General features: G+C 68.9%; 16 protein-coding genes. 12 read left to right on the top strand and 4 right to left on the bottom strand.

What is annotated here, in order from left to right; translation table 11 throughout:
* Positions 1-369 precede the first annotated feature (369 nt).
* Both AC6F7H_RS03395 and AC6F7H_RS03390 read right to left on the bottom strand, forming a co-directional pair.
* Positions 370-1,899, bottom strand: a complete 1,530-nt coding sequence (locus AC6F7H_RS03395; RefSeq protein ID WP_500755097.1) for a helix-turn-helix domain-containing protein — start codon at positions 1,897-1,899, stop codon at positions 370-372.
* A gap of 82 nt (positions 1,900-1,981) precedes the next feature.
* A complete protein-coding gene (locus AC6F7H_RS03390) occupies positions 1,982-2,182 on the bottom strand; it encodes a DUF4236 domain-containing protein (RefSeq protein WP_500755096.1) in 201 nt (66 codons plus the stop codon).
* Between the two features lie 376 nt (positions 2,183-2,558).
* Between AC6F7H_RS03390 and acnA the strand changes: the two genes are divergently transcribed.
* Together acnA and AC6F7H_RS03380 are read left to right on the top strand one after the other, a co-directional pair.
* Positions 2,559-5,282: an aconitate hydratase AcnA gene (gene acnA / locus AC6F7H_RS03385; protein WP_500755095.1), complete on the top strand. Its 2,724-nt coding sequence runs from the start codon at positions 2,559-2,561 to the stop codon at positions 5,280-5,282.
* Between the two features lie 245 nt (positions 5,283-5,527).
* Positions 5,528-6,619, top strand: a complete 1,092-nt coding sequence (locus AC6F7H_RS03380) for a lytic polysaccharide monooxygenase auxiliary activity family 9 protein (RefSeq protein WP_500755094.1) — start codon at positions 5,528-5,530, stop codon at positions 6,617-6,619.
* A 91-nt stretch (positions 6,620-6,710) separates the two neighbouring features.
* On the opposite strand, the gene AC6F7H_RS03375 is transcribed toward AC6F7H_RS03380, so the two are convergent.
* Positions 6,711-10,526 (bottom strand): GH92 family glycosyl hydrolase, encoded by a 3,816-nt coding sequence (locus tag AC6F7H_RS03375; RefSeq protein WP_500755093.1) that lies wholly within the window; start codon positions 10,524-10,526, stop codon positions 6,711-6,713.
* Between the two features lie 405 nt (positions 10,527-10,931).
* Between AC6F7H_RS03375 and ngcE the strand changes: the two genes are divergently transcribed.
* From ngcE to AC6F7H_RS03330, 9 genes are all read left to right on the top strand, one after another.
* On the top strand, positions 10,932-12,428 hold the full coding sequence (ngcE, locus tag AC6F7H_RS03370; protein ID WP_500755092.1) for an N-acetylglucosamine/diacetylchitobiose ABC transporter substrate-binding protein: 1,497 nt from the start codon (positions 10,932-10,934) through the stop codon (positions 12,426-12,428).
* An 82-nt stretch (positions 12,429-12,510) separates the two neighbouring features.
* Positions 12,511-13,437, top strand: a complete 927-nt coding sequence (locus tag AC6F7H_RS03365) for a carbohydrate ABC transporter permease (protein WP_363033195.1) — start codon at positions 12,511-12,513, stop codon at positions 13,435-13,437.
* Positions 13,438-13,440: 3 nt separating this feature from the next.
* Positions 13,441-14,364 (top strand): carbohydrate ABC transporter permease, encoded by a 924-nt coding sequence (locus AC6F7H_RS03360; RefSeq protein ID WP_500755091.1) that lies wholly within the window; start codon positions 13,441-13,443, stop codon positions 14,362-14,364.
* Positions 14,365-14,617: 253 nt separating this feature from the next.
* Positions 14,618-15,829 carry an ROK family transcriptional regulator gene (locus AC6F7H_RS03355; protein WP_363033199.1) on the top strand — a complete coding sequence of 404 codons (1,212 nt, stop codon included), beginning with the start codon at positions 14,618-14,620 and terminating at the stop codon, positions 15,827-15,829.
* 133 nt (positions 15,830-15,962) lie between these two features.
* Positions 15,963-17,063, top strand: coding sequence for a substrate-binding domain-containing protein (locus AC6F7H_RS03350; protein ID WP_500755089.1), 1,101 nt, complete (start codon positions 15,963-15,965; stop codon positions 17,061-17,063).
* 201 nt (positions 17,064-17,264) lie between these two features.
* A complete protein-coding gene (locus AC6F7H_RS03345) occupies positions 17,265-18,056 on the top strand; it encodes an ATP-binding cassette domain-containing protein (protein WP_181383847.1) in 792 nt (263 codons plus the stop codon).
* Entirely contained in the window at positions 18,053-19,342 is a 1,290-nt protein-coding gene (locus tag AC6F7H_RS03340; protein ID WP_500755088.1) for a sugar ABC transporter permease, read from the top strand. Before AC6F7H_RS03345 ends, AC6F7H_RS03340 begins: the two co-directional genes overlap by 4 nt.
* Positions 19,343-19,567: 225 nt before the next feature.
* A complete protein-coding gene (gene dxs / locus AC6F7H_RS03335) occupies positions 19,568-21,547 on the top strand; it encodes a 1-deoxy-D-xylulose-5-phosphate synthase (RefSeq protein ID WP_500755087.1) in 1,980 nt (659 codons plus the stop codon).
* A 149-nt stretch (positions 21,548-21,696) separates the two neighbouring features.
* Positions 21,697-23,217 carry an amino acid permease gene (locus AC6F7H_RS03330; RefSeq protein ID WP_500755086.1) on the top strand — a complete coding sequence of 507 codons (1,521 nt, stop codon included), beginning with the start codon at positions 21,697-21,699 and terminating at the stop codon, positions 23,215-23,217.
* A 41-nt stretch (positions 23,218-23,258) separates the two neighbouring features.
* Here the strand turns inward: AC6F7H_RS03330 and AC6F7H_RS03325 are convergent, their stop codons facing one another.
* Positions 23,259-23,633, bottom strand: coding sequence for a PIN domain-containing protein (locus AC6F7H_RS03325; RefSeq protein ID WP_500755085.1), 375 nt, complete (start codon positions 23,631-23,633; stop codon positions 23,259-23,261).
* Between the two features lie 67 nt (positions 23,634-23,700).
* Between AC6F7H_RS03325 and AC6F7H_RS03320 the strand changes: the two genes are divergently transcribed.
* Entirely contained in the window at positions 23,701-23,829 is a 129-nt protein-coding gene (locus AC6F7H_RS03320) for a hypothetical protein (protein ID WP_500755084.1), read from the top strand.
* Positions 23,830-23,965: the final 136 nt, after the last annotated feature.

Raw genomic sequence — 23,965 nt, 5'->3', positions numbered from 1 at the left:
TCCCTCCCGGAGGCACCCCGCATGTCTCTTCCACACCACCGCACCACCGCGCCGAGTGGGTCCGCGTGAGCGCCCACGAGTCCTCCGACGCCGTGACGAAGGCGGCCGCCGTCCTGGACGGGACCGCCCGCACGGGAGTGCCGTGTCCGCCGGTGCGCTCGCTCCTGCCCGAGCGCGATGTCGAGGCCGCCTACGCGGTGCAGCGGTTGTACGTGAAGTGCCGGACAATCCGCCGCCCGGCCCCGGAGGCCGACAGCCTCTCGGTCCCGGTCCGAAGGCCCAGAGAAGTCCCACAGGCGCCGCCGAATCCCCTCCTGGCTCGCATACGTACAAGTCAGGAGGGGGTAACGGCGTCTTTTCCGAAGACCTTCAGATGTCCCGGAAGATCTCGATCTGGGCCCCGACCGAGTTCAGCCGCTCCGCCAGGTCCTCGTAACCCCGGTTGATGACGTAGACGTTGCGGAGCACCGAGGTGCCCTCGGCGGCCATCATCGCCAGGAGGACGACCACGGCGGGGCGCAGGGCCGGGGGGCACATCATTTCGGCGGCGCGCCAGCGGGTGGGGCCCTCGACCAGGACGCGGTGGGGGTCCAGGAGTTGGAGGCGGCCGCCGAGGCGGTTGAGGTCGGTCAGGTAGATGGCGCGGTTGTCGTAGACCCAGTCGTGGATGAGGGTCTGGCCCTGCGCGACCGCCGCGATCGCCGCGAAGAACGGTACGTTGTCGATGTTCAGGCCCGGGAAGGGCATCGGGTGGATCTTGTCGATCGGCGCCTCCAGCTTGGAGGGCCGGACCGTGAGGTCGACCAGCCGGGTGCGGCCGTTGTCGGCGACGTACTCGGGGGTGCGGTCGTGGTCGAGGCCCATCTCCTCCAGGACCGCGAGCTCGATCTCCAGGAACTCGATCGGCACCCGGCGCACCGTCAGCTCGGACTCGGTGACGACGGCCGCGGCGAGCAGGCTCATCGCCTCGACCGGGTCCTCGGAGGGGGAGTAGTCCACGTCGACGTCGATGGTGTGCATGCCGTGCACGGTGAGCGTGGTGGTGCCGATGCCCTCGACCTTGACGCCCAGCGCCTCCAGGAAGAAGCACAGGTCCTGGACCATGTAGTTGGAGGAGGCGTTGCGGATGACGGTGACGCCGTCGTGCCGGGCGGCGGCCAACAGCGCGTTCTCGGTGACCGTGTCCCCGCGTTCGGTCAGCACGATCGGTCGGTCCGGGCGCACGGCGCGGTCCACCACCGCGTGGTACTGCCCTTCGGTCGCGGCGATCTCCAGGCCGAACCGGCGCAGCGCGATCATGTGCGGCTCGACGGTGCGGGTACCGAGGTCGCAGCCGCCCGCGTACGGCAGCATGAAGCGGTCCTGGCGGTGCAGCAGCGGGCCGAGGAACATGATGATCGAGCGGGTGCGGCGGGCCGCGTCCGCGTCGATGGAGGCCAGGTCCAGCGTGGCGGGCGGCACGATCTCCAGGTCGACGCCGTCGTTTATCCACCGGGTGCGGACGCCGATGGAGCCCAGCACCTCCAGGAGGCGGTACACCTCCTCGATGCGGGCGACGCGGCGCAGCACCGTGCGGCCCCGGTTGAGCAGGGAGGCGCACAGCAGTGCCACGCACGCGTTCTTGCTCGTCTTCACATCGATGGCGCCCGAGAGGCGGCGGCCGCCGACGACCCGCAGATGCATGGGGCCGGCGTAGCCCAGAGAGACGATCTCGCTGTCGAGTGCTTCACCGATGCGGGCGATCATCTCAAGGCTGATGTTCTGGTTGCCGCGCTCGATGCGGTTGACGGCGCTCTGGCTGGTACCGAGAGCCTCCGCCAGCTGTGCCTGTGTCCAGCCGCGGTGTTGCCGGGCGTCGCGGATGAGCTTGCCGATGCGTACGAGGTAGTCGTCTGACATGAGGCTGAGGCTATCTCAGATATGAGATGGCGCCTCCTGGGGGCCTCTCGAGTGGGGCCATTCGGGTGATATGACGTCAATATTACCTGGTGCGGCGGGCGCTGCGCGTGCGCCGCCATCCGAAAGGTCCGGGCAAATCCACTGATGTCGTACGACGCCCTGTGCTGCTCGTGGTGTGGCGCGGGCCGCGCCTCCCGTCGGTGGTGACGGACCAGGAGCGCTTGTTGATGTTCAGTCGCACCCCCGGGAAGATCCTGAAGCTCTTGCGGAACGTGAGCGGCATCCCCGTCTCCCTCCTTGGGTCCATGGCGCCGGGTTCGCGACGCCGTCCCGGTGCGCATACCCCGTCCGGGGCCGGTGATGACGGGGTCGAGGGCGGAGGGTCGGGAATGAGGGGAGGGTCGGAAACGGGGTACCCGGGGGGCGGTGTCCGGGTGTCGTGGGCGGGCCCACGCATGACCATTCGGCCGCGGTGTACTAGAGTTATCTCGACATCGAGATATCTGCCGAGATGCACCGCAGCCGCCACCTTGGTAAGGGGTACCTAACTTAGCCTTACCTTAGCGGATCGGTCGAGACGTGGGTGGCGGCACCACGCGGCGGTAGCCGCACACGGTTTGCGGTGTGGTGGTACGCGTACATCAATGAAGGAGACTGTCGTGTCGGCGAACAGCTTCGACGCCCGCAGCACGCTGCAGGTGGGCGACGAGTCGTACGAGATTTTCCGGCTGGACAAGGTCGAGGGCTCCGCGCGCCTTCCCTACAGCCTGAAGGTGCTGCTGGAGAACCTGCTCCGTACCGAGGACGGCGCGAACATCACCGCCGACCACATCCGAGCGCTCGGCTCCTGGGACTCCCAGGCCCAGCCGTCGCAGGAGATCCAGTACACCCCGGCCCGTGTGATCATGCAGGACTTCACCGGTGTTCCCTGTGTCGTGGACCTCGCCACCATGCGCGAGGCCGTCAAGGAGCTCGGCGGCGACCCGGCGAAGATCAACCCGCTGGCCCCGGCCGAGCTGGTCATCGACCACTCCGTCATCGCCGACAAGTTCGGCACCAGCGACGCCTTCAAGGTGAACGTCGACCTGGAGTACGGCCGCAACAAGGAGCGCTACCAGTTCCTGCGCTGGGGCCAGACCGCCTTCGACGAGTTCAAGGTCGTCCCGCCCGGCACCGGCATCGTCCACCAGGTGAACATCGAGCACCTGGCCCGTGTCGTCATGACCCGTGACGGCAAGGCCTACCCCGACACCCTGGTCGGCACCGACTCGCACACCACCATGGTCAACGGCCTCGGCGTCCTCGGCTGGGGCGTCGGCGGCATCGAGGCCGAGGCCGCCATGCTCGGCCAGCCGGTCTCCATGCTGATCCCGCGCGTCGTCGGCTTCAAGCTGACCGGTGAGCTCAAGCCCGGCACCACCGCCACCGACCTCGTGCTGACCATCACCGAGATGCTGCGCAAGCACGGCGTCGTCGGCAAGTTCGTCGAGTTCTACGGCGAGGGCGTCGCCGCGACGAGCCTGGCCAACCGTGCCACCATCGGCAACATGTCGCCGGAGTTCGGCTCCACCGCCGCCATCTTCCCGATCGACGACGAGACGCTGAACTACCTGCGCCTGACCGGCCGCAGCGACCGGCAGGTCGCGCTCGTCGAGGCGTACGCCAAGGAGCAGGGCCTCTGGCTGGACCCGAAGGCCGAGCCGGACTTCTCCGAGAAGCTCGAGCTGGACCTGGCCACGGTCGTGCCCTCCATCGCCGGTCCGAAGCGTCCGCAGGACCGCATCGTCCTCGCCGACGCGAAGGCCCAGTTCGCCCAGGACGTGCGCAACTACGTCAAGGACGGCGGCGACGTCGACGAGGCCGGCGAGGAGTCCTTCCCGGCCTCCGACGCCCCGGCCGTCTCCGACACGGCCCCCAGCCACAAGGTGAAGGTCACCGCCGCCGACGGCGCGGAGTACGAGCTCGACCACGGCCACGTCACCGTCGCCGCGATCACCTCCTGCACCAACACCTCCAACCCGTACGTCATGGTCGCCGCCGCCCTGGTGGCCAAGAAGGCGGTCGAGAAGGGCCTGACCCGCAAGCCGTGGGTCAAGACCACCCTCGCACCGGGCTCCAAGGTCGTCACCGACTACTTCGACAAGGCGGGCCTGACCCCGTACCTCGACAAGGTCGGCTTCAACCTCGTCGGCTACGGCTGCACCACCTGCATCGGTAACTCCGGCCCGCTGCCGGAGGAGGTCTCCAAGGCGGTCAACGAGCACGACCTCGCCGTCACCTCGGTGCTCTCCGGCAACCGCAACTTCGAGGGCCGGATCAACCCCGACGTCAAGATGAACTACCTGGCGTCCCCGCCGCTGGTCGTGGCCTACGCCATCGCCGGTTCGATGAAGGTGGACATCACCCGCGAGTCCCTGGGCCTGGACCAGGACGGCAACCCGGTCTTCCTCAAGGACATCTGGCCGACCGAGGCCGAGGTCAACGACGTCGTCGCCAACACCATCGGCGAGGACATGTTCTCCAAGTCCTACGCCGACGTCTTCGCCGGTGACGCCCAGTGGCAGGCGCTGCCGATCCCGACCGGCAACACCTTCGAGTGGGACGCCGAGTCCACCTACGTCCGCAAGCCCCCGTACTTCGAGGGCATGGGCATGGAGCCGGCCCCGGTCGAGGACATCGCCGGCGCCCGCGTCCTGGCCAAGCTGGGCGACTCGGTCACCACCGACCACATCTCCCCGGCCGGCGCCATCAAGGCCGACACCCCGGCCGGCAAGTACCTCACGGAGCACGGCGTCGAGCGCCGCGACTTCAACAGCTACGGCTCCCGCCGCGGCAACCACGAGGTCATGATCCGCGGTACGTTCGCCAACATCCGCCTGCGCAACCAGATCGCGCCGGGCACCGAGGGCGGCTACACCCGCGACTTCACCCAGGACGGCGCCCCGGTCTCGTTCATCTACGACGCCTCGCGCAACTACATCGACCAGGGCATCCCGCTGGTCGTCCTGGCCGGCAAGGAGTACGGCTCCGGCTCGTCCCGCGACTGGGCCGCCAAGGGCACCGCGCTGCTCGGCGTCAAGGCCGTCATCGCCGAGTCGTACGAGCGCATCCACCGCTCGAACCTCATCGGCATGGGCGTGCTGCCGCTCCAGTTCCCCGAGGGCCACACCGCCGAGACGCTCGGCCTCACCGGCGAGGAGACCTTCTCCTTCACCGGCGTCACCGAACTGAACGACGGCACCATCCCGAGCACGGTGAAGGTCACCACCGACACCGGCGTCGAGTTCGACGCGGTCGTCCGCATCGACACCCCCGGCGAGGCGGACTACTACCGCAACGGCGGCATCCTGCAGTACGTGCTGCGCAGCCTGATCAGCAAGTGACCTGATCAGCAAGTAAGCGGTACCGCAAGGTAGTTGAGGGCCGCATCCCCGTCCGTCGGGGGTGCGGCCCTCGCTGCGTCAGCCGTTTACAACCGGAGCGTACGGCGCTACCTTCCTGACGAGTGGGATGGGAGCGCTCCCATCGTGTAGGCGGACCGGAACCCGCCGCAGGCGCGCTCCCGTCTCGCTCACCCCCACGCACCCATGCGCACAACCCGTAACCCGCAGCGACGGACAGGTGTGTCATGATCTCGACAATCACGGGGCGCGCTGCCGCTCCCCGATCAACCCTCCCCACCCGCACCAGAGCCCTCTTCCTCGTCCTGGTCTCCCTGCTCGCCACCCTCCCGGCCGTCGGCCTGATCATGACGACGGGCGGCGAGGCGGAGGCGCACGGTACTCCCATGAAGCCTGCCAGCCGGACCTTCCTGTGCTGGCAGGACGGGCTGACCGACACCGGTGAGATCAAACCGGTCAACCCGGCGTGCAAGGCCGCCGCACAGGTCAGCGGCACCACGCCGTTCTACAACTGGTTCTCCGTACTGCGTTCCGACGGCGCCGGCCGCACCGAGGGCTTCGTGCCGGACGGGCAGCTGTGCAGCGGCGGCAACACCAGCTTCACCGGCTTCAACCAGCCGCGTGACGACTGGCCGCTCACCCACCTCACCTCGGGTGCGACCGTCGACTTCTCCTACAACGCCTGGGCCGCGCACCCGGGTTGGTTCTACGTCTACATCACCAAGGACGGCTTCGACCCGACCCGGACCCTCACCTGGGGCGACATGGAGAAGCAGCCCTTCCTCTCCGTCGACCACCCGCCGCTCAAGGGGTCCCCGGGCACCGTCGAGGCCAACTACTCCTGGACCGGGCGGCTTCCGCAGGGCAAGTCGGGCCGTCACATCGTCTACATGGTCTGGCAGCGTTCGGACAGCGCGGAGACCTTCTACTCCTGCTCCGACGTCGTCTTCGACGGCGGCAACGGCGAGGTGACCGGCATCAAGCAGCCCGGCAACCCCCCGACCGAGCCGGTTCCCGGCCAGTGCACCGCCACCCGCAGCACGACGGGCAGTTGGAACGGCGGCTACCAGTCCCAGGTGACCGTCACCAACAGCGGGAACGTCCCCATGCTCGGCTGGATGGTCGACTGGACCCTCCCGGCCGGTCAGCGGATCGACAGTCTGTGGAGCGGCAACGCCACCTACCAGGGCCAGCACGTCATGGTCCACAACGCCGACTACAACGGCGCGCTGGCCCCGGGGAAGAGTGCCACCTTCGGCTACGTCGTCTCCGGCTCCGGCGGTGACAGCGCGACGACCCTGCCCTGCCGGGTCGGCTGAACCCGATGCACCACGAAGCGGGTCCGGGCCGCCACGGCCCGGACCCGCTTCCTGCGCGCGGCCGGCTCAGCTCGGCCAGGCCCGGCTCAGCTCAGCTCAGCAGTTCCACCTCCGTCAGCGCCGACTCACCGGTCAGCACCAGCCGGTAGTGGCCGTAGGCCTTCGGCCTGTCGACCGAGAAGGCCCGGGTCTGCCGGTCCCAGCGGAAGGACTCGTCCGCCCGCTTGTCCAGGTCCTTCCACGTCCGGCCGTCCGAAGACCCCTGCAGCACCCAGCCCGTGGGCGCCTTGGCGGCGTCCGAGGACGTCAGCGTGTACTGCACCGCCTTCGTCTCCCCGGTCACGGGCAGGTCGACCGTGGACACCGTGGCGCCGGTCGCCGACGTGTCGTCGAACAGGGCGCCCGCGCCCTTCAGCGCGTCCTCACGGGGCGCGGGCACCTCGCCGTCCTGGGTGATCGACACCGGTGCCGCGTCCTTGCCGGTGCCCCACGTCGACGGCCGCGGGCCCATGTCGAACTCCAGGACGCCGCCCTTCGCGATCAGCGCGTGGGGGAGCGAGGTGGAGTTCCAGCGCTTTCCGTTGACCTTCAGACCCTGCACGTAGACGTTCTTCGCGCTGTTCTTCGGCGCCTTGACGACCAGTTCGCGGCCGTTCTCCAGGTGCACGGTCGCCTTCGTGAACAGCGGGGAGCCGATGGCGTACTCACCGCTTCCCATCACCAGCGGGTAGAAGCCGAGCGAGGAGAACAGGTACCAGGCCGACTGCTCGCCGTTGTCCTCGTCGCCGTGGTACCCCTGCCCGATCTCGCTGCCGGTGTAGAGCCGGGACAGCACCTCACGGACGTTCTTCTGGGTCTTCCAGGGCTGTCCGGCCGCGTCGTACATGTACAGGGCGTGGTGGGCGACCTGGTTGGAGTGCCCGTACATGCCCATCCGGACGTCCCGCGCCTCGGTCATCTCGTGGATGACTCCGCCGTAGGAGCCGACGAACTCGGGGGAGGCCGTCTCCGGGGTGGCCAGGTACTCGTCGAGCTTGTCCGCGAGGCCGCCCCGGCCGCCGTACAGGTTGGCCAGGCCGCGGCTGTCCTGCGGGGCGGTGAAGGCGTAGCCCCAGCCGTTCGTCTCGGTGTAGTCGTACCCCCAGACCCGCGGGTCGTACTTCGAGGACTCGACGCGCCAGTCGCCCTTCGTGTTCCTCCCCTGGAAGAAACCGGCCTCGGAGTCGAACAGGTTGACGTACTCCTGGGCGCGGTCGAGGAAGTAGGCGGACTCCTCCTGGTAGCGCTTGTCGCCGGTCTTCTCGTAGAGGGCCCGGCCCATCCGGGAGATGCCGTAGTCGTTGAGGTAGCCCTCCAGCGCCCACGACAGGCCCTCGTGCGTCTCGGTGCCGGTGTAGCCGAGGAAGGGCGAGGTCGCCATGCCCTTGCGGCCGACGCCCGACGAGGGGGGCACGACGGTGGCGTTCTTCACGGCCGCGTCGTACGCCGTCTCGGCGTCGAAGTCCACGCCCTTGACGTACGCGTCGGCGAACGCGACGTCGGAGGAGGTGCCGGTCATCAGGTCGGCGTAGCCGGGGGAGGACCAACGGGAGGTCCAGCCGCCGTCCTTGTAGTGCTGTACGAACCCGTCGACCAGCTCACCCGCCTTGGAGGGGGTCAGGAAGGAGTAGGCGGGCCAGGTGGTCCGGTAGGTGTCCCAGAAGCCGTTGTTGACGTACACCTTGCCCTCGACGATCTTCGCGCCGGTGTGCGTCGGGGTGTCGGGCCCGGGCATCTTGGAGAACGGCGAGGCGTACTTGTAGGTGCCGTCGACCTTCTCGAAGCCGGAGTTCGGGTACAGGTACAGCCGGTACAGGCTGGAGTAGAGCGTGGTCAGCTGGTCCGGGGTGGCGCCCTCGACCTCGACCGTGCCGAGCAGCCCGTCCCACTGCCGCTGGGCGCTCTTCCTGACCGCCTCGAAGGACCGGCCCTCGGGTATCTCCTGGCGCAGGTTGTCCTTCGCCTGGTCGACGCTGATCAGGGAGGTGGCCAGGCGCAGGGTGACCGTGCGGTCCTTGCCCGCGTCGAACCGCAGATGGCCCTTGACGCCGCTCGTGTCGCCGCCGGTGACCTTCTTGTCGAACTCGCCGTACACGAAGAGCCGGGTGGCGCCCGTGGACAGCCCGGACTTGACGTCCGAGTAGCCGGTGAAGGTGCCGTTCTCCTTGTCGAGGGTCAGGCCGGCCTGCTCGGTGACGTTGTCGAACAGGACGCTCGCGTCGTCGCCGGGGTAGGTGAAGCGCATGACCGCCGCGTGGTCGGCCGGCGCGATCTCGGCCTTCTGGCCGTTCTCGAACCGCACCCCGTAGTAGTACGGCCGCGCGGTCTCGTTCTCGTGCCGGAAGGCCAGTTCGCGTTCCTCCCGGCCGAGGGCCGGGGTGCCGGACGCGGCGGAGGGCAGCACCTGGAAGGTCTGCCGGTCGCCCATCCAGGGGCTCGGCTCGTGGCTCGCGCTGAACGCCTGGATCGTCGGCAGGTTGTCCGCGTTGTTGCCGCGCGCGTAGTCGTACAGCCAGCTCAGCGAGCCGGCGTTGGTGACCGGGGTCCAGAAGTTGAAGCCGTGCGGCACGGCCGTCGCCGGGAAGTTGTTGCCGCGGGAGAAGCCGCCGCTGGAGTTGGTGCCCCGGGTCGTCACCGCGTAGTCGGACAGGTGGGCCTTGGGCCGTTCGGGTTTCACCGTCGTCAGCGAGATGTCGTCCAGCCAGCCGCGGAACTTGGCGGGACCCTTGGGGGAGTCGTACGCCACCAGGATCCGGTCGACGGTCTTGCCGGCCGCGACCGAGCCGATCCGGGAGGTCACGTTGTTCCACTGGTTGACGTACAGGACCTTCGAGGAGCCCTGCCCGCGCGGGGTCAGCGGGAAGCCGTGCTGGTCGGTGGCGCGCAGGTCGCTCAGCCGGGAGCCGTCGGTGAAGACCAGGTCCACGGAGACGTGGGTGGCGTCGTGGTCGAGGTCGCCGTCCGCCATGGAAGGGAAGACGCGGTAGGCCAGTCGAGTGTCCCGGCCGACCGCCACGTCGACGTCGAAGACCTTGTTGTACGAGTACGCCCGCCCGTCGGCGGTGTGCCGTCCGGCGTAGCGCAGTGCACGCTTTCCGGTGAACCCGGCGCCCGACTTCGCCGTCGGGGAGCCGCTCGGGCCGCGGTCGACCAGCGAGAGCATGTCCTGCGGGACGGGCGCCTCGCTGTCGCCGGTGGAGAACTGGACGTCGGCCAGCTGGAGTACGCCGCCGCTCTGGTTCTTGGTGAACTCGATGCGGAAGTGCCGGTACTCGGCGACGGCGGAGGCTTCGAGGGCGTAGATCTTCGTCTGGAACCGCTCCGGGAAGGACTCGCCCGAACGGGTGTCGAGAGTCTTCCAGTTCTCGCCGTCGGCCGAACCCTTCAAGCTCCAGTCCCGCGGGTCGCGTTCGGCGTGGTCGTTGGCCGAGGTGAGGGCGTAACGGACGGCCCGCACCGGCTTGTCCAGGTCGAACTCCGCCCAGCCGGTGGACTCGAAGGCCAGCCATTTGGTGCTCGGTTCACCGTCGACCAGGTTCTCCTTCACCTCCCCGCCGCCGGTGTTCTCCGCGCTGGCGCGCACCTCCGTGACATGGTCGGTGACATTGCCCGGAATGCCGCTGCTGTAGCCGCCGTCGACGCCCGAGGCGCGCTTCTCGCCGCCCGGTGCGGTGTCGACCGTGTTCAGCCAGTCGGGGGCGGGCTCCCCCGGCTCGAACGACGAAGCGAACTCCCGGTCGGCCTTGGCCGGGACCCCGGGCAGGGCGACCGCGACGCCCGGTGAGGCCGCGGCCACGGCGAAGGCGGTCGTCGCGACGACCGCCGGACCCCATCTGAGCCGAACTCTGTGCCGAACTCCGTGCTGCATGCGCGAGCGCCCTCCCTGCGTTGGACAACGTTGTCAAAATTGCTGCGCAAGCACCAGTAGTGGGCCAAGTGGCGAGTGGTGTCAAGGGTGTTGGCTGCTGCGTTCGCGTCCGGGGGCAGGGATTCTTCCGCTGCGAAACGTGGCGACCGCTCGTTTTTCCGCCAGGTCTCAACTCGGAAAAGACCGGTGGTGAACCTTGCGTTCGATCTTGCTCCGTCGGAGGGAAGTGGACTATACCTGTCGGCACTCCGGGGCATCCTCACAGCACCTCGAACAGCAGACGTCCCGTACCACTGGTGCCACCGGCACCGGCCGCACTTCCTGCACGACCCAGCTTGACCCGAACGCGGTGCCGGGAAGGATCCGGTTCACCGCCTGAGTCCTGGAGAAGGCGAGGACTTGAGCATGGGATCCACTTCCGCCGAGAACGACGGCACCCGTGACCACGGCACGCGTACCCACGGCACTTTCGGCCACCACAGCACCGGAGTCGGCCGCCGCGACCTGATCAAGCGGTCCGCGGCGCTCGGCCTGATCTCCGTACCCGCGATGGGTTTCCTGTCCGCGTGCGCCAGCGGCGGCGGGGAGGACCAGGACAAGGCCAAGGCGGGCAAGAAGACCGAGCAGAACCCGCTCGGCGTCAACGACACCGCGCAGATGGAGTTCGTCCTGTTCGACGGCGGTTTCGGCAAGGAGTACGCCGAGGACGCGGTCAAGCTCTACGAGAAGGCGTTCTCCGGGGCGACGGTCAAGTTCTCCGCCACCCAGAAGATCCAGTCCACCCTGCAGCCGCGGTTCAACCAGGGCAACCCGCCCGACCTCATCGACAACTCCGGTGCCGAACAGATGGACATGGGCGTCCTGGTCGGCAAGAAGCAGCTCGCCGACCTCACCCCGCTGCTGGACGCCCCCTCCTACGACGACCCGGCCAAGAAGGTCCGCGACACGCTGCGCCCCGGCATCGTGGAGATGGGCCAGTTCGACGGGGAGCAGGTCTGGATCCTGTACTACGCCTACACGGTCTACGGCGTCTGGTACTCGCAGAAGGCCCTGGACTCGCTCGACGAGCAGTACCCCGAGACCTGGGACCAGATGCTCGCGGTCTGCGCGAAGGCCAAGAAGAAGGGCATGGCGGGCTGGACGTACGCGGGCAAGTACCCGTACTACCTCCCCTTCTCGCTCTACCCGATGATCGGCAAGGTCGGCGGGCGCGAGGTGCTCGACGCCATCGACAACCTGGAGCCGAACGCCTGGAAGCACCCGGCCGTCAAGGCGTGCTTCGAGGCCTACTACGAGCTCCAGCAGAAGGGCTACGTCCTCAAGGGCACCCCGGGCCTGGACCACGTCCAGTCGCAGACCGCCTGGGCCCAGGGCAAGGCACTGTTCATCCCGAACGGCTCCTGGGTGGAGAACGAGTCGGCGAAGGTCATCCCCGCCGACTTCGACCTGGCCGTCTCCGCGCCCACCGGACTCGACTCCTCCGACAAGCTGCCCTTCGGCACCATCTGGGCCTCCGGCGGCGAGCCCTTCGTGGTACCGGCCAAGGCGAAGAACGGCGCCGGCGGCATGGAGCAGATGCGCATCATGCTCAGCGAGGCGTCCTCGAAGAACTTCACCAGCAAGGTGAAGTCGCTGACCGCGTACAACGGCGGCACCGACGGCATCGAACTCACCCCGGGCCTGAAGGCCGGTGTCGCCGCGCTCGACAAGGCCGGCGAGAACGTGGTGAACCCGCGCATCCAGGACTGGTACGTGCAGCTCCAGAAGGAGAAGATCGGCGTCTCCGGGCTCGGCGAGATGATGGCCGGTCGCGCGACCCCGGCCGAGACCATCAAGAAGATCCAGGGCTTCGCCGACGCGGCGGCCAAGGACTCGTCGATCAAGCACTACAAGCACCAGTGAGAATCCGTCGCCAGGGCCTGTCCGGCACCCCCGTGCCGGGCCGGCCCCGGCGGCGCCCGCGCGCAGAACGGGGTCACCAGCAATGCAGCACGGCAAGTACCGGTTCATCGTGGGGTTCCTGGCGGTTCCCCTGGGGCTGTACGCGCTCTTCGTCGTCTGGCCGTTCATCCAGTCGATCTACTACTCGTTCACGGACTGGACCGGTCTGAGCCCCGATTTCACGATGGTGGGGTTCGACAACTACGCACGCATGCTGGACGACGACATCTTCTGGAAGTCGTTGCAGCACAGTCTGCTGTTCGCCCTGCTGGTACCGGTGGTGACGATCGGTCTGGCGCTGTTCCTCTCCTTCATGATCAACGTGGGCGGCCGACGGCGCCGCGGCGGACCGGTGATCTCCGGGGTCCGAGGCTCCGCGTTCTACAAGATCGTCTACTTCTTCCCGCAGGTCCTGTCGATCGCGATCGTCGCCCTGCTGTTCGCTTTCGCGTACAACCCGGACAGCGGTGCGATCAACTCCTTCCTGCGGGCGGTCGGGCTCGACGACGTCCAGCCGCTCTGGCTGGGCGATCCGGACCTCGCCCTGTGGGCCGTCATGGCGGTGATCGTCTGGTCCACGGTCGGCTTCTTCGTGGTCCTCTTCTCCGCCGGTATGGCGTCCATCCCGATGGACCTCTACGAGGCGGCGCTGCTCGACGGCGCCAACCGGATCACCACCTTCTTCCGCATCACCCTGCCGCTGCTGTGGGACACCGTGCAGTCCGGCTGGGTCTACATGGGCATCCTCGCCCTGGGCGCCGAATCGTTCGCGGTCGTGCACATCATGACGACCGGGCCCGGCGGCCCCGACTACTCGACCACCGTCATGGTCCTGTACGTGTACCAGAAGGCGTTCCGTGACGGTCAGGCCGCCTACGCCACCACCATCGGTGTCGCCCTGCTCGTCGTCACGCTGGCCTTCGCAGCCGTCGTGATGAAGCTGGGGCGGCGCGAGCGGCTGGAGTACTGATCCATGAAGACGACCGAGACCCCCGCCCCGGTACCGGCCGAGTCCGGTGCCACCGTGACCAAGGCCGACAGCCCCGGCGGCGCGCCCCCCGGGGAGGAGAAGACGGGCGGCGTCCTCAACGTCTTCTCCCACGGCATCCTCGTGATCTGGGCGATCATGGTGGCCCTGCCGCTGGTGTGGGCGGCGATGACGTCCTTCAAGGACGACGCCTCCATCTTCGGCTCGCCCTGGTCGCTGCCGGACAAGCTCCACTTCGAGAACTGGTCGCGGGCCTGGACCCAGGCCCACATGAGCGAATACTTCCTCAACACCGTCCTGGTGGTGGGCGGTTCACTCATCGGCACGCTGGTGCTCGGCTCGATGGCCGCCTATGTGCTGGCCCGCTTCGAGTTCCCGGGCAACCGGTTCATCTACTACCTGTTCATCGGCGGCATGAGCTTCCCGATCATGCTCGCCCTGGTCCCGCTGTTCTACGTCGTCAACAACATGGGCCTGCTGAACACGATCCACGGGCTGATCCTGGTCTACATCGCGTACTCGCTGCCGTTCACGGTGTTCTTCCTGACCGCGTTCTTCCGGACCCTGCCCAGCACCGTGGCGGAGGCCGCGTTCGTGGACGGGGCCTCGCACACCAGGACGTTCTTCCAGATCATGCTCCCGATGGCCAAGCCGGGCCTGATCAGCGTGGGCATCTTCAACTTCCTGGGCCAGTGGAACCAGTACATGCTGCCCACCGTGCTCAACACCGACGAGGACAAGCACGTCCTCACCCAGGGCCTGGTGCAACTGGCCGTCAGCCAGGGCTACAAGGGGGACTGGTCCGGCCTCTTCGCCGGCCTCGTGATGGCGATGCTCCCGGTGCTCGCCGCGTACATCGTCTTCCAGCGCCAGGTCGTGCAGGGCCTCACCGCGGGCGCCCTGAAATGACGTTCCGGGTCCTTCCGGGGCAGCCCTGCGGCCGCCTTGGGGAGCGCCCCGGGGGATCCTCTGAAGTCACCCTCTGAATTTGCTCGCGCACCCGCCGTACCCGTCCCTGGGAGCGGCGGGTGCCGACGTGTGCAAGTACCTGGAAACGGTTCAACCTCTTGACGGGAGGCAACCGGAACAGCTCATCTTAGAGTTCACTAGTTGGACACGGAATGGGGCCTCATCGAAGCGGCCCCGCGCGCAGGAGGTCGTCGTGGAGACTCCGGGGTCGCAGTCGTCGCTGCACCGAGCCAATCTGGAACGGGTCGTTCGAGCGGTACGGCTGGCCGGCTCCCTCACCCAGGCCGAGATCGCGAGGACGACGGGCCTGTCCGCGGCGACGGTGTCCAATATCGTCCGGGAACTGAGGGAAGGCGGGACGGTCGAGGTCACGCCCACTTCGGCGGGCGGCCGCCGGGCCCGCAGCGTCTCGCTCAGCGGGGACGCCGGGATCGTCATAGGGGTGGACTTCGGGCACGCCCATCTGCGGGTGGCCATCGGGAACCTCGCCCACCAGGTGCTGGCCGAGGAGTCCGAGCCGCTGGACGTGGACGCCTCCTCGACGCAGGGCTTCGACCGGGCGGAGCAGCTGGTCAGCCGGCTGATCGAGGCGACCGGGGTGGACCGTGCCAAGGTCGCCGGGATCGGCCTCGGCGTGCCCGGTCCGATCGACGTGGAGTCGGGCACCCTGGGCTCGACCGCGATCCTGCCCGGCTGGACCGGCACCAAGCCCGCCGAGGAGCTGCGGGGGCGGCTCGGCGTGCCCGTGCACGTGGACAACGACGCGAACCTCGGCGCCCTCGGCGAGATGGTCTGGGGCAGCGGCCGGGGCGTGCGCGACCTCGCGTACATCAAGGTCGCCAGCGGTGTCGGCGCCGGACTGGTGATCAACGGGAGGATCTACCGCGGACCCGGCGGCACGGCGGGAGAGATCGGACACATCACGCTCGACGAGTCGGGCCCGGTGTGCCGTTGCGGCAACCGCGGCTGCCTGGAGACGTTCGCGGCGGCCCGCTATGTGCTTCCGCTGCTCCAGCCCAGCCACGGCACGGACTTGACGATGGAAGGCGTCGTACGGTTGGCGCGCGAGGGTGATCCCGGCTGCCGTAGGGTGATCGCCGACGTCGGTCGTCACATCGGCAGTGGAGTCGCCAATCTCTGCAACCTGTTGAACCCGAGCAGGGTCGTGCTGGGCGGCGACCTCGCCGAGGCCGGTGAGCTGGTGCTCGCACCGATAAGGGAATCCGTCGGCCGCTACGCGATTCCCAGTGCGGCGCGTCAACTCTCCGTTCTTCCCGGGGCACTTGGGGGCCGTGCGGAGGTGTTGGGCGCGCTCGCCCTCGCGTTGGGTGAAATGGGCGATTCCACCCTGTTGGACGGCACGGCGACCGGGACCCTCACCGCGGCCTCTCCTGCCTTCACTTAGAGAACGGATGGCACCGTTGCCATCTCGTTAAGGATTTACTTCTTGACGTCGCACGTGCGGCCGAGTTGACTTCCAGCCACCTCGGCCGCACCGTCGCGGCCTCGTCAGGGAGGTTTCTGAAGTGAACACGCGTATGCGTCGTACCGCTGTCGCCATCGCCGCCGGTGCGATGGCCGTCTCTCTCGCCGCTTGCGGCAGCGCCGCCGAGTCCGGCGACAAGAGCGAGGCGAGCGACTCCGCCGCCAAGAAGGGCGACGCCATCAAGGTCGGTCTGCTCCTGCCGGAGAACCAGACCGCGCGGTACGAGAAGTTCGACAAGCCCTTGATCGAGAAGAAGGTCAAGGAGCTCACGAACAACAAGGCCGAGGTCGTCTACGCCAACGCCAAGCAGGACGCCAGCCTGCAGAACCAGCAGGTCGACACGATGGTGACCAACAAGGTCGACGTGCTGATCCTGGACGCGGTGGACGCCAAGGCCATCGCCGGCTCGGTGAAGAAGGCCAAGGACGCCGGCATCCCGGTCGTGGCCTACGACCGCCTGGCCGAGGGGCCGATCGACGCCTACACCTCGTTCGACAACGTGACCGTCGGCAAGACGCAGGGCGAGGCCCTGCTCGAGGCGCTGGGCGACAAGGCCAAGGGCGGCCAGATCGTCATGATGAACGGCTCCTCCACCGACCCGAACGCCGCCCAGTTCAAGGAGGGCGCGCACTCCGCCCTCGACGGCAAGGTCAAGGTCGGCCGCGAGTACGACACCAAGGAGTGGAAGCCGGAGAACGCCAACGCCAACATGGAGGGCGCCATCTCCGCCCTCGGCAAGGACAAGATCGTCGGCGTCTACTCCGCCAACGACGGCATGGCGGGAGGCATCATCACCGCCCTGAAGGCCGCCGGCATCAAGGTCCCGGTCACCGGCCAGGACGCCGAACTCGCGGGTGTGCAGCGCATCGTGACGGGCGAGCAGTTCATGAGCGTCTACAAGCCGTACGCCCCCGAGGCCGAGGCCGCCGCCGAGATGGCCGTCGCGCTCGCCCAGGGCAAGTCGCTCGACTCCGTCGCCAAGGACACGGTCGACAGCCCCACCACCCAGGGCGTGCCCTCCGTGCTCGTCCCGGTCGTGTCGCTGACCCAGGAGAACATCAACGACACCGTGATCAAGGACGGCGTCTACACCGTCGACGAGATCTGCACGGGCAAGTACAAGGCCGCCTGCGACAAGCTCGGCCTGAAGTAAACAGTCCCGAAGTCCCATGAGATGTACGGGAGTCCGCACCGGGCTCCCGTACGGGACGGACTGCCGCGAACTCCGACCGGCGCCCCGCACACACCAGCCCCGCAAGCTACGCGGGGCGCCGGTCGGAACACCCCGCGGGTGTTCCCCACCCCCCACCCAGTCGTTCTGCACAACCTCCCGCCGGGTCAGGCGGCGAAGGAGATGGTTCACGTGTCCGCTACGCCTGTGCTGGCGTTGCGCGGGGTCTCCAAGCGTTTCGGTGCCGTCCAGGCGCTCACCGACGTAGAGCTTGAGGTCCGCGCCGGTGAGGTGGTCGCCCTGGTCGGCGACAACGGCGCCGGTAAGTCCACGCTGGTCAAGACGATCGCCGGCGTGCACCCCATCGATGAGGGCGTCATCGAGTGGGACGGCAAGGCCGTCCAGATCAACAAGCCGCACGACGCCCAGAACCTGGGCATCGCGACGGTCTACCAGGACCTCGCGCTGTGCGACAACATCGACGTCGTCGGCAACCTCTACCTGGGGCGGGAGATCCGCAAGCGCGGCGTCCTGGACGAGGTGGAGATGGAGCGCCGCTCCCGCGAGCTCCTCGACACCCTGTCGATCCGCATCCCCAGCGTCCGGATCCCGATCGCCTCGCTCTCCGGCGGTCAGCGCCAGGTCGTGGCCATCGCCCGGTCCATGCTCGGCGAGCCCAAGCTGGTGATCCTCGACGAGCCCACCGCCGCCCTCGGCGTCGAGCAGACCGCGCAGGTCCTCGACCTGGTCGAGCGGCTGCGCGAGCGGGGCCACGCGGTCATCCTCATCAGCCACAACATGGCCGACGTCAAGGCCGTCGCGGACAAGGTCGCCGTACTGCGCCTCGGGCGCAACAACGGCACCTTCGAGGTCAAGTCGACCTCTCAGGAAGAGATCATCTCCGCCATCACCGGCGCCACGGAGAACGCCGTGACCCGCCGTGCGGCGCGCACCAATGGGGAGGTCAGCAAGTGAGCACCGAAAAGACCTCGACGCCCGCCGCCGACACGGTCGAGAACACCGAGGCGGCCGCCGCGGCGGTCACCGCCGTCGACCCCCGGCTGCTGGTCCGCGAACAGGGCTTCGCCGGCTACATCGGCGAGTTCAAGCGGAAGATGAAGGCCGGCGACCTCGGGTCCGTCCCCGTCATCATCGGCCTGGTGATCATCTGGGCCATCTTCACCGGCCTGAACTCCAACTTCCTCACCGCCGGCAACTTCTCCGACATGTCCGTCGCCATGGTCGGCACGGGCATGATCGCCGTCGGTATCGTCTTCGTCCTGCTGCTCGGCGAGATCGACCTGTCGGTCGGTTCGGTCAGCGGTGTCGCGGGCGCCACCTTCGCGGTGCTGAGCGTCACCCACGGGATGAACGAGTGGCTGGCCCTGGTGCTGGCCATCCTCACCGGCACGGCGGCCGGCGCCATCCACGGCTTCGTCTTCGCCCGCATCGGCGTCCCCGCCTTCGCCGTGACGCTGGCCGGTCTGCTGTTCTGGCAGGGCTTCATGCTGCAGATACTCGGCAGCAACGGCACCATCAACCTGGACAGCGAAGGCATTGTCGGCAAGTTCACCAGCTACTACTTCACCGACGTCGCGGCCGCCTACGGCCTCGCCCTCGTGGCCGTCGTCGGGTACTTCCTCACCGCGTTCCTGGGCAACCGCCGCCGCGAGGCCGCCGGTATCCCCTCGCGCCCGCTGAACGACATCATCGTGCGCACGGTGCTGCTGGCCGTCGTCTCCTTCGCCGTGGCGATCGTCTACAACCAGCACAAGGGCCTGCCGCTCGCCGTGGTGATCTTCCTCGCGGTGCTGGTGTTCACCGACTTCCTGCTCCGCCGCACCGCCTACGGCCGCAAGGTCTTCGCGCTCGGCGGCAGCGTCGAGGCGTCCCGCCGTGCCGGTATCAACGTGGAGATGGTCCGGATCTCGGTCTTCGCGATCGCCGGCACCTTCGCCGCGATCGGCGGCCTCTTCGTCGCCTCGAAGATCGCCTCCGCCAACCAGGGAGCGGGTACCGGTGAGTTCCTGATGAACGTCATCGCCGCGGCCGTGATCGGCGGTACGTCCCTCTTCGGCGGCCGGGGCCGCACCTGGAACGCGCTCCTCGGTGTCCTGGTGATCGTCTCCATCCAGTACGGCCTCGCCCTCGAGGGCATCGCCTCGCCGGTGCAGTACATGATCACCGGTGGCGTGCTGCTGGCGACCGTCGTCATCGACGCGATCACCCGCAAGACGCAGAAGACCGCGGGCCGCGCCTAGCGATCAGGCGTACCGTTTCCGCGGTGTTGTGCCCGGTGCCCCTGCGGTACCGGGCACAGCCGTGTCCACGACCTGGCACAGGGCCTGGCTCAGGGCGCTCCGGGCCTGGGCGGAGCCGGACCGCGTGAGGCATGACGCACGGCCCGGACGCCGACCGCCGGAGCGGAACATTAGACTCGTCGAGCCCGGCAACAGCTCGATCAGCTCTACTGCAAGGAGGCACGGGTGCCGCTGCTGACCCGTATCAGGGGACCGCGCGATCTGGACCGGCTCACCGCGGAGGAGCTGAGCCAGCTGGCCGAGGAGATCCGGACCTTCCTGGTCGACGCGGTCTCCAAGACCGGCGGCCATCTCGGCCCCAACCTGGGTGTGGTGGAGCTCACCATCGCCCTGCACCGCGTCTTCGAATCCCCCAGGGACAAGGTGCTCTGGGACACCGGCCACCAGTCCTACGTGCACAAACTGCTGACCGGCCGACAGGACTTCTCCCGGCTGAAGATGAAGGGCGGCCTCTCCGGCTACCCCTCGCAGGCCGAGTCCGAGCACGACGTCATCGAGAACAGCCACGCCTCCACCGTCCTCGGCTGGGCCGACGGCCTGGCCAAGGCCAACCAGCTCAGGCGGACCGGCGACCACGTCGTCGCCGTCATCGGGGACGGCGCGCTCACCGGCGGCATGGCCTGGGAGGCGCTGAACAACATCGCCGACGCCCGGGACCGGCCGCTGGTCATCGTCGTCAACGACAACGAGCGCTCCTACGCGCCCACCATCGGCGGCCTCGCCAACCACCTGGCGACCCTGCGCACCACCGACGGCTACGAGCGCTTCCTGGCCCGCACCAAGGAGGTCCTGGAGCGCACCCCGGTCGTCGGCCAGGCCCTCTACGACACCCTGCACGGCGCCAAGAAGGGCCTGAAGGACTTCATCGCCCCCCAGGGCATGTTCGAGGACCTCGGGCTGAAGTACGTCGGCCCCATCGACGGCCACGACATCGAGGCCCTGGAGTCCGCCCTCACCCGCGCCAAGCGCTTCGGCGGCCCGGTGATCGTGCACTGCCTCACCGAGAAGGGCCGCGGCTACCAGCCCGCCCTGGCGGACGAGGCCGACCGCTTCCACGCCGTCGGCAAGATCCATCCCGACACGGGCCTGCCCATCGCCAGCTCCGGTGCCGACTGGACGTCCGTCTTCGGCGAGGAGATGGTCAAGCTCGGCGAGGAGCGCGAGGACGTCGTCGCCATCACCGCGGCCATGCTCCAGCCGGTCGGCCTCGACCGGTTCGCCAAGCGGTTCCCGGACCGGGTCTACGACGTCGGCATCGCCGAGCAGCACGGCGCGGTCTCCGCGGCGGGCCTGGCCCACGGCGGGGTGCACCCCGTCTTCGCCGTGTACGCCACCTTCCTCAACCGCGCCTTCGACCAGGTGCTGATGGACGTGGCCCTGCACAAGTGCGGCGTCACCTTCGTCCTGGACCGGGCCGGTGTCACCGGCACCGACGGAGCCTCCCACAACGGCATGTGGGACATGTCGATCCTCCAGGTCGTCCCCGGGCTGCGGCTGGCCGCCCCGCGCGACGCCGACCAGGTCCGCGCCCAGCTGCGTGAGGCCGTCGAGGTCACCGACGCGCCGACCGTGGTCCGCTTCTCCAAGGGCGCGGTCGGGCCCGCCGTACCGGCCGTGGGACGCGTCGGCGGCATGGACGTCCTGCGCGAGCCCGGCACCGACACCCCGGACGTGCTGCTGGTCTCCGTGGGCGCCCTCGCCCCGATGTGCCTGGAGATCGCCGGCCTGCTCGACCGGCAGGGCATCTCCACCACCGTCGTCGACCCGCGCTGGGTCAAGCCCGTCGACGAGGCCATGGCCCCGCTCGCCGAGAAGCACCGGGTCGTCGTCACCGTCGAGGACAACTCCCGCGTCGGCGGAGTCGGCTCGACGATCGCGCAGGCCCTGCGCGACGCCGACGTCGACGTACCGCTGCGCGACTTCGGCATCCCGCCGCGCTTCCTCGACCACGCCTCCCGTGCCGAGGTCCTGGCGGAGATCGGGCTCACCGCTCCCGACATCGCCCGTCAGGTCACCGGTCTGGTGGCGAAGCTGGACGGCGGCCTCCCGCCCTCCCGGATCCGCTCGAACGGCACGCACGATGCGAACCCGGGCGTACGCGCCGCACGAGCCGCCGCCGAGTCGGTGGAACCGGCCCGCGACTGACCCCCTCCGCCGATGCGCCCGAACGGGTCGCCCGTGCCACTGTGAAGAGTGGCGAGGGCGGCCCGTTCGCGTGAAGGCGCCCGCGCCGGGGCATACGAGGTACGCCCCCTCTCGATCATGTCGAGGACGACGCAGCGTGGGAGGTACCTGTGAGCAACACCCTCTTCCGGACGAAGAAGGTCGAGCAGTCCATCCGCGACACCGAGGAACCGGAGCACGCGCTCAAGAAGTCCCTCTCCGCGCTGGACCTGACCGTCTTCGGCGTCGGCGTCATCATCGGCACCGGCATCTTCGTGCTCACCGGCACGGTCGCCAAGAACAACGCCGGGCCCGCCGTGGCCCTGGCCTTCGTGGTGGCCGGCGTCGTCTGCGCGCTCGCCGCGCTCTGCTACGCCGAATTCGCCTCCACCGTCCCGGTGGCGGGCTCCGCCTACACCTTCTCGTACGCCTCCCTCGGCGAGCTGCCCGCGTGGATCATCGGCTGGGACCTGGTCCTGGAGTTCGCGCTCGGCACGGCGGTGGTGGCCGTCGGCTGGTCCGGGTACATCCACTCGCTGCTGGGCAACGTGGGCTGGCAGCTGCCCGCGGTGCTCGGCACGCGGGACGGCGCCGTGGGCCTCGGCTTCGACATCCTCGCCGCCGCACTGGTACTGGTCCTCACCGGCGTCCTCGTCCTCGGCATGAAGCTGTCCGCACGGGTCACCTCGGTCGTCGTCGCCATCAAGGTGACCGTCGTCCTCGTCGTCATCATCGCCGGTGCCTTCTTCGTGACCGCCGGCAACTACGACCCGTTCATCCCGAAGGCGCAGGCCGTCCCAGCCGGTGAAGGCCTCCGTGCGCCGCTCATCCAGCTGATGATCGGCTGGGCACCGTCCAACTTCGGCGTGATGGGCATCTTCACGGCGGCCTCGGTGGTCTTCTTCGCCTTCATCGGCTTCGACGTCGTCGCCACGGCCGCCGAGGAGACCAGGAACCCGCAGCGGGACATGCCGCGCGGCATCCTCGGCTCCCTGTTCATCTGCACCGCGCTGTACGTCGCCGTGTCGATCGTCGTCACCGGAATGCAGCGCTACACCGACCTGTCCGTGGACGCCCCGCTCGCGGACGCGTTCAAGGCCACCGGCCATCCCTGGTTCGCGGGCTTCATCAGCTTCGGTGCCGCCATCGGCCTGACCACGGTCTGCCTGATCCTGCTGCTCGGCCAGACCCGGGTGTTCTTCGCGATGAGCAGGGACGGGCTGCTGCCCCGCTTCTTCTCCCGCGTCCACCCCCGCTTCAGGACCCCGTACCGGCCGACCATCCTGCTCGGCGTGATCATCGCGATCGTCGCGGGCTTCACCCCGTTGTCGGAGCTCGCCGAGCTGGTGAACATCGGCACGCTGTTCGCCTTCGTGGTCGTCGCGCTCGGCGTGATCATCCTGCGCCGTACCCGCCCCGACCTGCCCCGGGCCTTCCGCACCCCGTGGGTGCCGTTCCTGCCGATCCTGTCGGTCGCCGCCTCGCTGTGGCTGATGCTGAACCTGCCCGCCGAGACCTGGCTCCGGTTCGGCCTCTGGATGGTGCTCGGCTTCGTCTTCTACTTCCTCTACAGCCGGAGCCACAGCCGTCTGGGCCGGGAAGAGGAGGTCGGCAGCCGGCCCGGCAAGCCGCCGGGCCCGGCCTTCCGGTGACCCACACGGCCCCGGCCCCCGCCCTCTCCCGGCGGTCGCGGTCAGGGCCGGACGGTCCGGGGGCCGGTCACGGTGGCGCCCAGGGCGGTCACCCGGCTGCGCAGTTCGCGGTCGGCGGTGACGACCAGGACCGGGCGCTCACCCGCCTCGGCCACCAGGTCGACCACGCGGTCGTCGCCACTGCCCGGTGCCGCCTCCACCCGTACCCCGGGCACCGACTCCACGCCCCGTGCCGCGCCCTCCACCACCAGGACGATCTCCACCGGCCCCGGACGGTCGGGCAGCCCCCGTGAGGCCAGCCGGTCCCGCAGCCGCTCCGCGGCACCCCGGCGGTCCCGCCACCACCCGTCGGGCACCGACCCGACGACGTTCGCGGAGTCGACGAGCACGAGCAGGGCGGCGGTGCTGTGGTCCATGCGGCCAGAATCCCACGGAACGGCCCCGCCCGAGGCGCCCGCGAACCGGCTTGCCCAGGGTGAAACGGTGAACGGCGACTGGCTCCTCCGCGGCCACGACGGCCGCCTCACCGTCTCCCGCTCCACCGGCTCCCTCCGGCTCGCCCGCCGCGAGGACGAGCCGGGCCTGACCCTGACGGCGTGGCGCAAGGTGTGACCCGGGTACCCACCCGGTCGGACCGTGCGGCGGTCCGCTCGCCGCGCCCGTGACGAAAACCCGTGACGAAAACCTGTGACGAAAGGGGGCGGGCCGCACGGATCGTCACCGTGCGGCCCGCCCCCTGTCAGGGCCT

It is taken from the genome of Streptomyces sp. MMS24-W38 (assembly GCF_059889265.1).
The sequence above is the reverse complement of the archived record's forward strand: the minus strand, read 5'-3'. Positions and strand labels throughout refer to the sequence as shown.